Here is a 14323-nt window from a genome sequence, read left to right on the forward strand (position 1 = left end):
CAAAAAGGGGCAAAGGCAGCGGAGCGTGCTCTCCTTTTCGGACGGCGAGCGCCCCCTTTTTGCGATCCGCCCGGGCGCACCGTCAGAATGCGCCCGAAAAGTCCCTCAGAAGGGCTGCTTTTCGGGAAACCTCGCCACTTTTTGCCGATGGACCCGTTCGTATCGTTTAAAGGGGGCATCTTCGGACGACCGCGCGATGGCCCCGGCGGCCTCGCACGACGGCGTCCGAGCAGCTTCGCACGACGGCGTCCGAGTAGCTTCGGACGATCGCGCGCGATGGCCTCCGGACCACCTCGGGGACGGCATGTCTCAGGGGGTTCGGCTTTCCGATCGATAACTGCTCGGAGCTGCGACGCGATTCCTGCCCGACAACCGTTGGCGGCGCGGTTTGCACGTCCTCTCCAAATCTCGCCCACAGCACCGCCGCAAGCGGTTTGCCCCTCGGTTACCCACCGTCCTTGCACTGATTGGGCATATCTAGTGGTGCATTGTTCGTTTCCCATAATACGAATACAAGATATTGATTTCTTTCAGAATGTCCTGCAATCCCTCTCTATATCTTGCGGGTAACAAGTGGGGCAAAATAGCGGCAAAAGTGGAGCAAAATGTTGCGATATGGGGCATAGTGGGGTAATATGCAGTCCATGGAAAACGACCGAGCGGGATTTCGTAACGCACCACACACGAATTCAAATCCCACTCAAAACGCAGCACGGGAAAGGACGTGGGTGCCCCAAGCCGCCGACATGGAAGCCGCCGTCGAGCTGCCTCGCGCCGAGGTAGACTTGAATGGCGAGTTTCATCTCAAGGTCGACGGCAAGGGGCGCGTCACCCTTCCCGCGAAGTTCCGCAAGGTTCTTTCCAAAGATCTCGTGGTTACCCTGGAGCCTACCGACGAATGCGTCTACGCGTTCGAGGCGCCGGACTTCAACCAGTGGGTGGAGCGGCTCATGGACGGCGCGTTCCCCGAGCGTCGGGAGAACGATCGCGTGCAGGAGCGCACCCACCGCAAGTTGAAGAGCCGGGCCGACAGCGTCGAGGCGGATTCGGCGGGGCGCATCATGCTCTCGGCCGATACGCGCGCAAAGTGCGGCATCGTCAAGGACATCGTGCTCGTGGGCAACGGCAAGCGCTTCGAGATCTGGGATGCCGAGCGCTACGAGGCCATGATGGACGATGTCGATCTGGGCCTGCTGTTCACCTAGGTGAGAGCGTAAGGCGAGAGAACCATGACAAGGGAATATCGGCACATACCTGTTCTTCTGACCGAGTGCATCGACTACCTGGATCTGGACCATCATCCGATCTTCGTCGATGCGACGCTCGGCTTTGCGGGGCACTCCTTCGAGGCCGCTCGCAAGCTGGGGCGCGACGGACTGCTCATCGGTATTGACCAGGACGAGGTGGCCCTCGCAAGTGCCACCGAGAAACTGGAATCGATCCCGGCGGCGGATCGTCCCGAGCTGGCTTTACTGCGCGGCAACTTCGGAGACCTCGACGAGCTTCTGTGCTCCTGCGAGATTCCGGGCATCGACGCCATCCTGTTCGATCTCGGTGTCTCCTCAGTGCAGATCGACACGCAATCACGCGGCTTCTCCTTCAAGGAGAACGGCCCGCTCGACATGCGGATGGATCCGGGCAAACAAACCCTTACCGCAGCAGAGATCGTCAATACCTACAACGCAGCAGATCTCGCTCGGATCATTCGCGCCTACTCGGACGAGAAATGGGCGAGCCGCATCGCGGACTTCATCGTGAAGGCCCGCGAGGAGGCTCCCATCGAAGAGAGTGGGCAGCTGGTCGACCTCATCAAGGCCGCCATCCCGGCCTCGGCCCGGCGCGCCGGCGGACATCCCGCCAAGCGCACGTTCCAGGCCCTCCGGATCGAAGTCAACTCGGAGCTGACCGTCCTGCGTCGCGGTTTGGACGCGGCGGTCCGCTGGCTTAATCCGGGCGGCATGATCGTGGTGATCAGCTACCACTCCCTGGAGGACCGCATCGTGAAGGACACGTTCGCGCATTTCGCGCAGCGCTGCACCTGCCCGCCGGAGCTGCCGGTGTGCGCCTGTGGCAAAGAGCCGATACTCGACCTCGTCACCCGAAAGCCCCAGTTGCCCCAAGCTGGGGAGATTGAGCGGAATCCGCGGGCTCGCAGCGCGAAGCTGCGTGTGGCGCGGAAGCGCTAAGGGCCTTGCCAGCTGGGAAGACCCGCTGAAGCGAATGGATTGACCGACAAGCCCGAGGACACAGTCATCGGGCTTGTATAGCCTAGAGGCCCAAGGACGGAAAGGAGGAGCCCCATGAGCGCCGCAATCTCGTCCCGCTCTGCGGGCCGCCCCTCCTCCCGTTCTGCCCGCGGGGCCGCTTCCGTGGCCTCCCGCTACCAGGGCGCCCGCTATGTGGCCACCTCGGTGGCCGAGGCCCTGCCCGTCTACGAGGAAGGGCCCTCCATATCGGTGGTGCCCGGCGCCGGCCGGCGCGCCTCGGTGGAGGAGGGCCTGTCGGCGGCGGTCCTCTCCCTTGCGAAGATCTGCGCTGTGGCATGCATCGTCATCGCCGTCATCGCCGTGGGCCGCGTGGCCATCACCTCGGCTACGGCCGCCTGCGCCCTGGAGACCAAGGCCATCGAGCACGATATCGAGACCGCCCGCACCGAGGGCAGCGATTTGGAAGTGGCTCAGAGCGTGCTCTCCAAGCCCTCGCGCATCAAGGCCCAGGCCGCCTCCCTCGGCATGGCCGCCCCCACGGCCGAGTACTCCGACCAGATCACCCTGCCCGACGACGTCGTCTCCGTAGACACCGAGGGCAATCTGTCCCTGTCCGACTCCGTCGCCGCCGCGGCGGCCGCCCGCTAGGCGCCTTTCATGGCCCGCGTTCCCCGTGATCATCGCGACGCTCCGTCGCGCGCCGGCCTCGGCGCCTCTGATCCGCTGCGCCAGGGCGCTGCGGCAATCGGTGCGGTGCTGCCCCCCATCACAAGCCGGGCCCAGGTGCTCCTCGTGGCCTTCGCCGCCCTCGTGGCCATTTTCTTCTTCCGGCTCGTGTTTCTCCAGGTGATCGTTGCCGACCAGTACGCGGCCCAGGCCGAGGAATCGCGCACCGTGAGCTTCGACACCACGCCGCGCCGCGGCACCATCTACGACCGCAACGGCATTGTGCTGGCCACCTCAGTGGACGCCACCACTATCTACGCGAACCCCGTGGAGGTGACCGATGCGGCGGCCGAGGCCCAGGCCCTGGCCGGCATCCTCGGGGGAGAGGCGGCCGATTACCAGGAGCTGCTCTCCACGCCGAGCACCACCTTCGTCTACATCAAGCGCCAGGCCGACGTGGAGGCGGCCGACAAGGTGAAGGAGCTCAAGCTCGACGGCATCTACTTCATCGCCGACACGCGGCGCGAGTACCCCCACGGCTCGGTGGGGGCCCAGGTCATCGGCTTCTGCAACGCCGACGGCGAGGGCATCACGGGCCTGGAGCTCCAGTACAACGACATTCTCTGCGGCACGCCGGGCCGCTACGTCGGCGAGCGCGGCGAGCAGGGCTTCCCCATCCCCGGCGGAGTGAAGGAGGAGGTGGCCGCCATCGACGGCACCGATATCATGATCTCCCTGGACATCAAGCTTCAGGACACCGTGGAGCAGGCGCTGGCGGACGGCGTGGAGGAAGTGGAGACCGACGAGGGCTCGGCCCTGGTGATGGACGCGGCCACCGGCGAGGTGTACGCGGCCTGCTCTCTGCCCTACATGGATCCCAACAATATGGCCGAATCGGAGGTGGGCAGCGAGCACGTGAAGGCCATCACCCAGCCCTACGAGCCTGGATCCACCTTCAAATCGGTGTCGGCCATGGCCATTCTGGAATCGAAGGCCATGGGACCTGAGACCACCATGTTCTGCCCGAGCACCATCTCGGCCAACGACTACGACGTGTCCGACTCCCATGAGCGCGAGGGGGCCACCTACTCCCTGCGCGAGATTCTGAACCACTCCTCCAACGTGGGCATCTCCCTGGCCATGGAGAACGCGGGCTTCCCGTACCTGAACGACGCCATCAAGCGCTACCACCTCACCGAGGCCACGGGCATCGACTACCCCGGCGAGGGAGGCGGCAGCGTGCTCGACTTCAACCAGTGGGGCAAGATCGTCGGCTATAACATCAGCTTCGGCCAGGGCATTTCCGTGACCCCGTTGCAGATGGTGCGCTTCTACGGCTGTGTGGCCAACGACGGCGTCATGGTCACGCCCCACTTCCTCATCTCCAAGCCCCAGAGCGGTGAAGTGGCCGAATGGCCCGAGGAGACGGTGACCGAGGATGCCGAGGCCCTGCGCGATCTGCGCTCCATGTTGCGCTCGGTGGTCACCGACGGCACCGGCGTCAAGGCCGACATCCCCGGCTACGAGGTATGCGGCAAGACCTCAACGGCCGAGATCGCCTCGGAGGAGGGCGGCTACAAGAGGGAAGTGTACAACCTCGGCTTCTGCGGCTTCATCGACAACTCCTCCAGCAAATTAGTTTGTTTTGTAGGAGCCAACGAGGTTTACGGGATGCGCCAGACCACCAAAATCTTTAACGATATAATGACCAATGCCGTGAAGCAGTACAACATCACCACGGACGAAGCGAAGTAAGCCCCACGACGCCAGAGGAATCCCACGCCATGACCAAGACCTGCGCAGAGCTTTTCCAAGGAATGGAATGCACCATTATCGGCGACGGTAGCGAGGAGGTGGCGGGGCTCGCCTTCCGCAGCGACGCCGTCTGTTCCGGCGACATGTTCTTCTGCATCGTCGGCAATGTGGTGGACGGGCACTCCTTCGCCCAGGACGCTATCGATAGGGGCGCCACGTCGCTCGTGGCCGAACGCAAGGTGTACCTGGCCGATGCCACTGACGTGACCGAGGTGGTGGTGGCCGACTCCCGCAAGGCCATGGCCGGCGCGGCGGCGGCCTTCTACGACCATCCCTCGGAGGGCTTCTCCCTCGTGGGCATCACGGGCACCAACGGCAAGACCACCACGACCTACCTCGTGGAGCACATCGCCGAGGTGGCGGGCAACCGCTGCGGCGTGATCGGCACCGTGGGCAACAAGATCGCCGGGATCGTGGAGAAGTCCGACCATACGACGCCGGAATCTCCCGATCTGCAGAAGCTGTTCGCGCGGATGCGCGATGCCGGCTGCACCGTGGTGACTATGGAAGTGAGCTCGCATGCCCTTGATCTCAAGCGCACCTGGGGCACCGACTTCGCCGTCACTGCCTTCACCAACCTCACCCAGGACCATCTGGACTACCACCATACCTTCGACGACTACTTCGAGGCCAAGGCCCTGCTGTTCTCGGCGGCCTACCCGGCCCGCCGGGTCATCAACATCGACGGAGCCTGGGGCCGCGAGCTCCTGCGCCGCTGCACCGAGGCCGGCGACGAGGTCATCACCACCGGCTTCGATACGACTGCTCAGATCCACCCGTTGGAGGTGGCCTTCGAGGCCACGCGCACCGTGGCCACTCTGGAAGTGCGCGGTGCCCGCGTCGAGGTGAGCTACCCGCTCGTGGGCCGCTTCAATCTGGAGAACGTCATGACCGCCTTCGGATGCGCCCTGTCCCTCGGCATCCCTACCGATGTCATCGTGCGGGCCCTGGCCACCATGCCGCCGGTGCCCGGGCGCCTGGAGCAGGTGCCGGCCCCGGCCGGCGCTCCGGTGACCGTGTACGTGGACTACGCCCACACGCCGGACGCCCTGGCCAAGGCCATCGCCTCCATCCAGGCCCTCAGCGCGGGCCGCACCATCGTGGTCTTCGGCTGCGGCGGCAACCGCGATGCGAGCAAGCGCCCCATCATGGGCCAGGCCGCCCTGGCCGCCGATCTGGCCGTGGTGACGAGCGACAACCCCCGCCACGAGGATCCGCGGGCCATCATCGACGACATCCTGGCGGGCATGGAGGGCGCCGAGGGCTTCATCGTGGAGCCCGACCGCCGCGCCGCCATCGCCGCCGCCATCGCCGCCGCCGAGCCGGGGGACGCCATCCTGCTCGCCGGCAAGGGACACGAGGACTATCAGCTGGTGGGGGACGAGGTGCTCGCCTTCGATGATCGCCAGGTGGCCGCCGAGGAGCTCATCCGCGCCTTCGGCGAGACGGAGAACGATTAAGGGGAGGGATGCCGCGTGCGCCTCAACGCAAAGCAAATCGCAGCATGCACCGGCGGCCAGTTTCTCGTAGATGCCATTGATCCCAGTGCTCTCATGACGGGCATTACCTGGGATTCCCGCGAAGTGCAGCCGGGCTGGCTGTACGTGGCCCTGCCCGGCGAGCACGTGGACGGCCACGACTTCGTGGAAGCGGCCCTGCGCGCCGGGGCCGCCGGCGCCCTGGTCATGCAGAGTCCCGGGCGCCCCGCCTGTCTGCTGGCCCGGGAAATGGGGGCCGCCGTCATCGAGGTGGCCAACACCGCGAGCGCCATCACCGATCTGGCCCGGGAATGGCGCGGCCATTTGCGCGGCCGCATCATCGGACTGACGGGCTCGGTGGGCAAGACCACTACGAAGAACCTCGTGCGCGACGTGTGCGCCGCTTTCGGATCCACCGTGGCCACCCGCGGCAACCAGAACAACGAACTGGGCGTGCCCCGCACCCTGCTGGCCGCCGATCCGGAGACCGCCGTGGTCGTGGTGGAGATGGGCATGCGCGGCATGGGCCAGATCGCCGAGCTCTGCGATTTCGTGCGCCCCGATTGGGGCCTGGTCACCAATGTGGGGGAGAGCCATATCGAGCTGCTCGGGAGCCGGGAGAACATCGCCCGGGCCAAGGCCGAACTGTTCGCGGCCCTGCCCGCCGGCACAGGCCGCGCCTTTCTCAACCTGGACAGCCCCGCCCTCGGCATTCTCATGGACGCGGGGCGTCTGGGGGAGCGGCCCGTGGCCCTCTCCGGCTTCGACGGCCACCCCGACGGTGCCGCCGTCGAGCTCTACGAGCGGGAGGCCGTGGCCTGCGACGAGGTGGTCTGGGCCGAGGATGTGGCCCTGGACGCCGAGGGGCGCCCTTGTTTCACCCTGTGCGCTCGCGACCGCGCCGACGAGGGCGATCTGTCGCTGTTCGCCCCCGTGGAGCGCTGCCGCTGCGCCCTGGCCCTGACCGGGGCCCACAACGTGGATAACGCCGTGGCCGCTGCTGCCGTGGGCTTCGCCCTCGGCCTGGATCTGGAGACCATCGCGTCGGCTCTGGGCGCTTCCGTGCCCGAGCCGGGGCGCCAGGAGGTCATCGCCGCCCGGGGCGGCTTCACCATCGTGAACGACGCCTACAACGCGAGCCCCGATTCCATGCGGGCCTCTCTGGCCACCTTCGCTGCCACCGACGTAGCGGGTCGGCGCATCGCCGTCCTCGGCGACATGGGAGAGCTCGGCAGCTTCGCCGAGCCGTGCCACGCCGGCGTCGGCGCGGCGGCAGCCGAGGCGGGCCTTCATAGGCTCATCTGCGTGGGCGAGCTCGCGGCGTCCATCGCCGAGGGCGCCGCCGCGGCCGGCATGGACGCCGCCCGCATCAGCCGGGCCGCCACGGTGGCCGATGTGCTGGAGGAACTTGATACCCTGCTCGAGCCCGGCGATGCCGTGCTCGTGAAAGCGTCCCACTTCATGGGGCTCAACCGTGTCGTCGAAGGATTGGTCCGCTAATGTTCTCGCTCTTCTCCGCCTACCCCACGTTCATGGTCTTCCTCGCGGTGGTGCTCGCCATGGTGCTCACCATGGTGCTCATGCCCGCCTGGATCCGCTTCCTGAAATCGAGCCACATCGGCCAGCAGGTGCGGGCCGACGGCCCGCAGAGCCACCTCGTGAAGCAGGGCACCCCCACCATGGGCGGTGTCATTATGCTGGTGGCGGTCATCGCCTTCACGTTGCTCGCCTCCGTGGGCGCCCCCACTGTGGAGCTGTGGCTGCTGCTGGGGGCCACGCTGGCCACGGGCATCCTCGGCTTCATCGACGACGCCTCCAAGGTGGCCCATGAGCGTTCGCTGGGCCTCACGCCCAAGGCGAAGCTCGTCGGTCAGTTCCTCATCGCCGGCATCTTCGTGCTCTGCGCCGTGAACCTGCTCGACGTGGCCCCCACGGTGGAGATCCCCTTCATCTGCACCATCGACCTGGGCGTGCTCACGACGGTGATCCCGCTCGGCGGCGAGACCGATTCCGCCGTCATCTCCATTCCCTGGCTCTATCTGGCCTACTGCCTCATCCTGCTCGTGGGCCTGTGCAACGCCGTGAACCTCACCGACGGCCTGGACGGCTTGGCCGCGGGCACGGTCATGGTGGTCATGCTCGTCATGGCCGCCATCGCCTTCCGCACCGGCCAGCTGGAGCCGGCCCTGTTCGCCGGGGCGCTGGCCGGCGCCTGCATCGGCTTTCTGTGGTTCAACTCCTTCCCGGCCGACATCTTCATGGGCGACACCGGTTCTCTGGCCCTCGGCATGGCGCTGGGGTGTCTGGCCGTGCTCACCAAGGTGGAGTTCATCGTCATCATCATCGGCGGCCTGTTCGTGGCCGAGGCCCTCTCGGTCATGATCCAGGTGTTCTACTACAAAAAGACGAAGAAGCGCATCTTCCTCATGGCACCTTTGCACCACCACTTCGAGAAGAAGGGCTGGTCCGAGACGAAGGTGGTCGTGCGCTTCTGGATCGTGTCGGGCATGCTGGCCGCCTGCGGCTTCGTGCTCCAGTTCGCCTCGTCTCTGGCGGTGGCCTAGCATGGGCGCCGTGGAGTACCTGGCCGACCGCAAACGCGCCCGGGCCCGGCTCGGCCGCGTGCTCGTGCTGGGCCTCGGCGTGAGCGGCAAGGCCGCGGCGGAGTACTGCCTGGGCCTGCTGGGGGATCGCGTGGACGCCCTGGCAGTGGCCGCCGGCGCCCCGAACGACGATTCGCTCGCCTGGGCCGAGGCGGCTCGGGCCGCCGGCGCGGTGGTGCTCTTCGACCACGAAGATATCGAGGGCGCCTACGACCTGTGCATTGCAAGCCCCGGCATCTCCCAGTTCTCGCCCTTCTACGCCAGCGCCGAGGCCGCCAGCGCCGAGGTGATCAGCGAGGTGGAGTTCGCCTGGCGCGAGAGTGCCGCCGCCTCCCGTTGGGTGGCCGTGACCGGCACCAACGGCAAGACCACCACCACGGCCCTCGCGACCCATCTGCTGCGGGCCGCCGGCCTAGATGCCGTGGCCGTGGGCAACATCGGCGATCCGTGCATCAAGGCCGTGGCCGCCGCCCGCGCCGAGGTCTACGTGGCCGAGGTGTCCAGCTATCAGCTGGCCTCCACCCGCGACTTCGCTCCCGATGTGGCCGTGGTACTCAACATCACCCCCGACCATCTGGCCTGGCACCGCAGCCACGAGCATTACGCCCAGGCCAAGTGGAAGGTGCTCGCGAACATGGGCGCGGTGCCCGGGGCCACGGCGGTGCTCGTGGCCTGCGACGAGGCCGTCCGCGCGCGGATTCGCGAGGTGCGCGCGGCGGGGGGCTTCCCCTTCGCCTATGTGCCCGTGGGAGCCGCCGTCGGCGTGGGCGGCGACATGCGCGCGGCCTGCGGCGCGGCCAACGCCGCCTTCCGCGGGGCGGGCGGCAGGCTCACCGTGGCCCTGGACGGCACGGTGTCCGAACTCGTGTCCGTGGACGATTTGCAGATCACCGGCGAGCACAACCAGGCCAACGCCCTGGCCGCCGCCTCGGCGGCCCTGGCCCTGGGCGCGCCGGAGGCGGCCGTGGCCGAGGGGCTGCTCTCCTTCGCCCCCATGGCCCACCGTATCGAGCCTGCCGGCACCGTGGCCGGCGTGGCCTGCTACAACGACTCCAAGGCCACCAATGTGGATGCCACCCTCGTGGCTCTGAGGGCCTTTCTGCCCGCGCGCCCCATCGTGCTGCTGGGCGGCCGCGACAAGGGCACCGACCTGGCGCCCCTCGTGGACGCCTGCGAAGAGCATGCCAAGGCCGTCGTCTGCTTCGGCGAGGCTCGGGAGCGTTTCGCCGCCGCCTTCGCCGATGCCGCCCTGCCAGTATTCGGCGCCCCGGCCCTGGAAGCGGCCCTCGACGCGGCTCTGGCCGCGGCCGAGCCGGGGGACGTGGTGGTGCTCTCGCCCGCCTGCGCCTCTTTCGATGAGTTCTCCTGCTTCGAGGAGCGCGGCGACGTGTTCAAGGCCCTCGTGGCCGCCCGCGCCGCGGCGGAGGAGGGCTAGGCGTGGCCCGTCCCTCTCGGCAGACCGCAGCATCCTCGGGCCCCTCCAGTCAGGGGCCTCGTGTTCTCCTGCTCTTGTGCGCTTTGGCCCTCGTGCTCGTAGGGCTCGTCATGGTGTTCTCCGCCTCCATGGTGAAGGCCCTGGAAGCAGGCAAGCCCGCCAGCGACTTCTTCACCGACCAGCTCCTCTTCGTCATCGTGGGTTCCGTCGTGGCCGCAGTGCTGTGGCGCGTGAACTACCGCACCTGGGTGGGGCCGGCGCTGTGGATCATCTGGGCCGTGGCCGTGGTCCTCATCCTGGCCACGGCCGTCATGGGCACCGACAACTACGGCGCCAAGCGCTGGCTCTACATCGGCAGCGTCGGCGTGCAGCCCTCAGAGTTCTGCAAGATCGCCTTCTTGCTCGTGGCCGTGCGGCTGCTTTTGGACTACCGCAGCGGTATGGTGGAATTCCGCGCCTCCATGGTGCGGGTGCTCATCTTCCTCATCGTGCCCATCGCCATCATGTACCGCACCCAGTCCGACCTGGGCACCACGGTCATCTGCGCCGTGGGCATCATCGCCGTCATGTGGATGGGGGGCGTCCCGCGCAAGGTCATCGCCGCCGTGCTCGCCGTGTGCGTGGTCGGCGGTCTCATCGCCATCTTCGGCACCGGCTACCGCGCCGGGCGCCTCGTGTTCCTGGACCCGTGGAACGACGGGAAAGGGGGCTACGGTACCGGCTACAACATCATCCGTTCCTATTACGCCCTTTCGGAGGGCGGCCTGTTCGGCGTGGGCCTCGGCAATTCCCACGAGAAGTTCCAGTACCTGTTCGCCTCGGAGAGCGACTTCATCTTCGCGGTCATCGGCGAGGAGCTGGGTCTGGTGGGGGCCATGGCCGTGGTGCTGCTGTTCTTCGGGGTCCTGTTCGCCGGGCTCTCCATTGCCGAGCGCTCCGACGACGAGATTGGCACCATGGTGGCCGGCGGCTGCACGGTGATGCTCGTCTTCCAGGCGTTTTTGAACATCGCCTGTGTCATCGGCGTCTTTCCCACGACGGGCAAGCCGCTGCCCTTTATCTCGGCCGGCGGCTCCTCTATGCTGGCGTCATTCATCCTGCTCGGGCTCATCTTGTCGGTGTCCCGTCCCGAGCGCGGCCCCTCGGTCTACGAGCAGCGCCGGGCCGATCTGCGTCTTGTGAGGCAGGAGCGTCCCGAAGAGGGTCGCCCGCGGCCCTCTCGCGGCGCCGGCCGCCCTGATCGCCCGGGTCGTACCGGGCGCCCCGATCACCCGAGCGGATCTCGCAGTTCCGATCGCGGTCGCCGTCCGGCACCGAGTGGGACGGCCCCCTCGCCCCGTTCCCGATCCTTCAGGAGGTAAGCCATGTTGGCAGTCGTCTCCGGCGGCGGTACCGCCGGCCACATCAATCCCGCCCTCGCCCTGGCCGAGGAGCTGGCGTCTCGGGGCTGGGACGTCCGCTTCGCCGGCACCCCCGGCGGGGTGGAGGCTCGGCTCGTGCCGGCCGCCGGTATCCCGTTCACCTCCTTCGAGGCCTCCGGCTTCGACCGGGCGCACCTGGCCTCGCTGCCCAAGGGCGTGGCGAAGATCGCCGCTTCCACGGCCAAGGCCCGCCGGTGGTTCCGCGAGATCAAGCCCGACGTGGTGGTGGGCTTCGGCGGCTATGTGTCCATCCCCGTGGCCCGGGCCGCCGAGAAGGCGGGCATCCCGGTGGTGCTCCACGAGCAGAACTCGGTCATGGGCATGGCCAACAAGTACTTGGCGAAGAAAGCGGCGGCTCTCTGTCTCACCTACGAGTGCCCCGGCTGCGACCTGCCGGCTTCCACGCCGGTGCATCTCACGGGCAATCCCGTGCGCCGCTCGGTCATCGAGGCGGACCGCGCTGCCGGCCGCGCCCTGTTCGACCTGGCCGAGGACGATTTCATGCTCCTGGTCTTCGGCGGCTCTCTGGGAGCCCGCCACATCAACGAGGCCGTCTGCGCCCTGAAGGACGAGCTGCTCGCCCGGCCGCATCTCCACATCGTGCACATCACTGGCCCCAAGGAGCTCGCCTCGGTCACCGAGGCGCTGGCCCTCACTCCCGAGCAGGAGCGTCGCTGGCACCTCATGGGCTACCAGGACCGCATGGGGCAGACCATGGCCGCCGCCGACGCCATCGTCTCCCGCGCCGGGGCCACCTCCCTCGCCGAGATCTCGGCGCGGGGCATCCCGGCCCTGCTCGTGCCCTATCCCCACGCCACGGCGGACCACCAGACCACCAACGCCCGGGCCTACGTGGAGGTCGGCTGTGCCTTCATGGTGCCCGACGGCGAGCTGGACGGCAGCCTGTTCGCCGAGCGCCTGGCCTCCCTCATCGACGACCCCGCCGTGCGCGAGGCCCAGCACCGCGCGGCCTGCGGGCGGAAAACGGGCCAGGCGGCGGCGATGTTGGCAGATGTCGTGGAAGCCGAGGCCAAGGGCGGCCGCCGTGCTGTACAATAGCTAAGTTTGAACAAGAGACGGCTTGAAGGCGGTTTGATATGAGCACGGACAAGCTCCACTTCATCGGTGTCGGCGGCGTCGGCATGAGCGGCATCGCCCGGGTCGCCCACGACCAGGGCATGGAGGTCAGCGGCTCCGACTTGAAGGAGAGCCGCTACACCAAGCAGCTGCGCGAGGCCGGCGTGACGGTGTTCATCGGCCAGGACGGCGCGAACATCCCTGAGGGCGATCCCCTCGTCGTGGTGTCCACGGCCATTCTGGAGAACAACCCCGAACTCATCGAGGCCCGCCGCCGAGGCCTGAATATCTGGCACCGGGCCCAGATGCTCGCACACCTCGGCCGAGATCTGGATACCCTGGCGGTGGCCGGCACCCACGGCAAAACCACCACGTCCTCCATGCTTGCCAGTACCCTGGATGCCATGGGCTGCGACCCCACCTTCCTCATCGGGGGCATCGTGCGGGCCTACGGCACCAACGCCCATTCCGGCACCGGCGCCTACTACGTGGTGGAGGCCGACGAGTCCGACAAGTCCTTTACCTACTTGTCCCCGGCCGCGGCCATCGTCACCAACATCGAGACCGACCATCTGGACCACTACGCGGGCCTTGAGGAGATCTGCGACCAGTTCCGCATGTTCATGACCGGCGTGCGCGAGGGCGGCCCCCTCGTCGTGTGCGGCGATGACCCGATCCTCCTTGAGGTGGCCCGCTCCACGGGGCGCGCCGTGACCACCTACGGCTTCGGCGAGGCGTGCGACGCCCGCATCACCGGCTGGGAGACGGTCGGGGTGGGCACGCGCTTCACCCTGCGCCTGCCCGACGGCACCGTGGTGGCGAGCCGCATCAAGCAGAACCCGGGCCTGCACAACGTGGCCAACGGCGCGGCGGTGCTCACCCTCATCGCGGCCCTCGGCCTGGATGTCGTCGCTGCCGCCGATAAGCTCGCGGAGTTTTCCGGCGTGCGCCGTCGCTTCGATCTGGCCGGCGAGGCCGGCGGGGTGACCGTGGTGGACGACTACGCCCACCATCCCACCGAGATCGCCGCCACCATCACCGCGGCGAAGGCCCTGGACTTCAAGCGGGTGCACGTGCTGTTCCAGCCCCACCGCTATTCGCGGGCAGCCCTGTTCACCGAGGTGATGCACGACGAGTTCGGCGCCGCCTTCGACGGGGCCGACAGCGTCACCTTCATGGACGTCTATTCCGCTGGCGAGGCGCCGGTGCCGGGTATCACGGGCAAGACCTTCCTCGCCCCCGTCATCGAGCACGGCCACCCGTGCGCCCGCTACGTGCCCCGCCGCATCGACGTGGTGCCCGCCCTCGTGGAGGCCGCCGAGCCCGGCGACCTCATCATCACCATGGGCGCCGGCGATGTGACCGCCATCGCCCCGCAGCTCGTCGACGAGCTGGGACGCTAGGGGAACCCCATGGCCCGTCACGCCTCACCGCTCCAGTCGCTGCTCGTGGACGACCGATTCGACGGCGACATCTATCCCAACGAGCCCATGAGCCGTCACACCACCTATCGCATCGGGGGTCCGGCCCGCTTCTTCGTAAGGGTGAACTCCATCGGGGCCCTCACGGGCCTCATCGATGTGTGTGCCGAGGAGGCCATGCCCTGGATCATGCTCGGCCG

11 protein-coding genes and 1 pseudogene are annotated in these 14323 nt (G+C 67.5%); all 12 read left to right on the top strand.

Annotated elements, in window-relative coordinates:
• Positions 1–728: 728 nt before the first annotated feature.
• Positions 729–1205 carry a division/cell wall cluster transcriptional repressor MraZ gene (locus tag F8D48_RS04615; RefSeq protein ID WP_240806224.1) on the top strand — a complete coding sequence of 159 codons (477 nt, stop codon included), beginning with the start codon at positions 729–731 and terminating at the stop codon, positions 1203–1205.
• A 24-nt stretch (positions 1206–1229) separates the two neighbouring features.
• Positions 1230–2186, top strand: a complete 957-nt coding sequence (gene rsmH / locus F8D48_RS04620; protein WP_151430122.1) for a 16S rRNA (cytosine(1402)-N(4))-methyltransferase RsmH — start codon at positions 1230–1232, stop codon at positions 2184–2186.
• A gap of 114 nt (positions 2187–2300) precedes the next feature.
• Positions 2301–2855 (top strand): cell division protein FtsL, encoded by a 555-nt coding sequence (locus F8D48_RS04625; RefSeq protein WP_151430123.1) that lies wholly within the window; start codon positions 2301–2303, stop codon positions 2853–2855.
• A gap of 9 nt (positions 2856–2864) precedes the next feature.
• Positions 2865–4628, top strand: coding sequence for a peptidoglycan D,D-transpeptidase FtsI family protein (locus tag F8D48_RS04630; protein WP_151430124.1), 1764 nt, complete (start codon positions 2865–2867; stop codon positions 4626–4628).
• A 29-nt stretch (positions 4629–4657) separates the two neighbouring features.
• Positions 4658–6148 (top strand): UDP-N-acetylmuramoyl-L-alanyl-D-glutamate--2,6-diaminopimelate ligase, encoded by a 1491-nt coding sequence (locus tag F8D48_RS04635; protein WP_151430125.1) that lies wholly within the window; start codon positions 4658–4660, stop codon positions 6146–6148.
• Positions 6149–6163: 15 nt separating this feature from the next.
• A complete protein-coding gene (locus tag F8D48_RS04640; RefSeq protein WP_151430126.1) occupies positions 6164–7666 on the top strand; it encodes a UDP-N-acetylmuramoyl-tripeptide--D-alanyl-D-alanine ligase in 1503 nt (500 codons plus the stop codon).
• The gene (mraY, locus tag F8D48_RS04645; RefSeq protein WP_151430127.1) at positions 7666–8730 is read left to right on the top strand and encodes a phospho-N-acetylmuramoyl-pentapeptide-transferase; all 1065 of its coding nucleotides are present in this window, start codon (positions 7666–7668) and stop codon (positions 8728–8730) included. The genes F8D48_RS04640 and mraY overlap by 1 nt, the downstream gene beginning before the upstream one ends.
• Before the next feature lies 1 nt (position 8731).
• Positions 8732–10204, top strand: coding sequence for a UDP-N-acetylmuramoyl-L-alanine--D-glutamate ligase (murD, locus tag F8D48_RS04650; protein ID WP_151430128.1), 1473 nt, complete (start codon positions 8732–8734; stop codon positions 10202–10204).
• A 2-nt stretch (positions 10205–10206) separates the two neighbouring features.
• Complete coding sequence (locus F8D48_RS04655) at positions 10207–11565, top strand: FtsW/RodA/SpoVE family cell cycle protein (protein WP_240806225.1); 1359 nt, start codon at positions 10207–10209, stop codon at positions 11563–11565.
• Between the two features lie 3 nt (positions 11566–11568).
• Positions 11569–12684 carry an undecaprenyldiphospho-muramoylpentapeptide beta-N-acetylglucosaminyltransferase gene (gene murG, locus F8D48_RS04660; RefSeq protein WP_151430129.1) on the top strand — a complete coding sequence of 372 codons (1116 nt, stop codon included), beginning with the start codon at positions 11569–11571 and terminating at the stop codon, positions 12682–12684.
• A 38-nt stretch (positions 12685–12722) separates the two neighbouring features.
• Positions 12723–14105: a UDP-N-acetylmuramate--L-alanine ligase gene (murC, locus tag F8D48_RS04665; RefSeq protein WP_151430130.1), complete on the top strand. Its 1383-nt coding sequence runs from the start codon at positions 12723–12725 to the stop codon at positions 14103–14105.
• 9 nt (positions 14106–14114) lie between these two features.
• Positions 14115–14323, top strand: a pseudogene (locus F8D48_RS04670) (UDP-N-acetylmuramate dehydrogenase); the annotation flags it as partial.

The sequence above is a fragment of the Adlercreutzia muris genome (assembly GCF_008831045.1).
Lineage (GTDB): Bacteria > Actinomycetota > Coriobacteriia > Coriobacteriales > Eggerthellaceae > Adlercreutzia > Adlercreutzia muris.

Bases quoted from the DNA above. Each gene is read 5' to 3' on its own strand.
- rsmH (WP_151430122.1), top strand. From the start codon at position 1,230: ATGACAAGGGAATATCGGCACATACCTGTTCTTCTGACCGAGTGCATC.
- F8D48_RS04625 (WP_151430123.1), top strand. From the start codon at position 2,301: ATGAGCGCCGCAATCTCGTCCCGCTCTGCGGGCCGCCCCTCCTCCCGT.
- F8D48_RS04630 (WP_151430124.1), top strand. From the start codon at position 2,865: ATGGCCCGCGTTCCCCGTGATCATCGCGACGCTCCGTCGCGCGCCGGC.
- F8D48_RS04635 (WP_151430125.1), top strand. From the start codon at position 4,658: ATGACCAAGACCTGCGCAGAGCTTTTCCAAGGAATGGAATGCACCATT.
- mraY (WP_151430127.1), top strand. From the start codon at position 7,666: ATGTTCTCGCTCTTCTCCGCCTACCCCACGTTCATGGTCTTCCTCGCG.
- murD (WP_151430128.1), top strand. From the start codon at position 8,732: ATGGGCGCCGTGGAGTACCTGGCCGACCGCAAACGCGCCCGGGCCCGG.
- murG (WP_151430129.1), top strand. From the start codon at position 11,569: ATGTTGGCAGTCGTCTCCGGCGGCGGTACCGCCGGCCACATCAATCCC.
- murC (WP_151430130.1), top strand. From the start codon at position 12,723: ATGAGCACGGACAAGCTCCACTTCATCGGTGTCGGCGGCGTCGGCATG.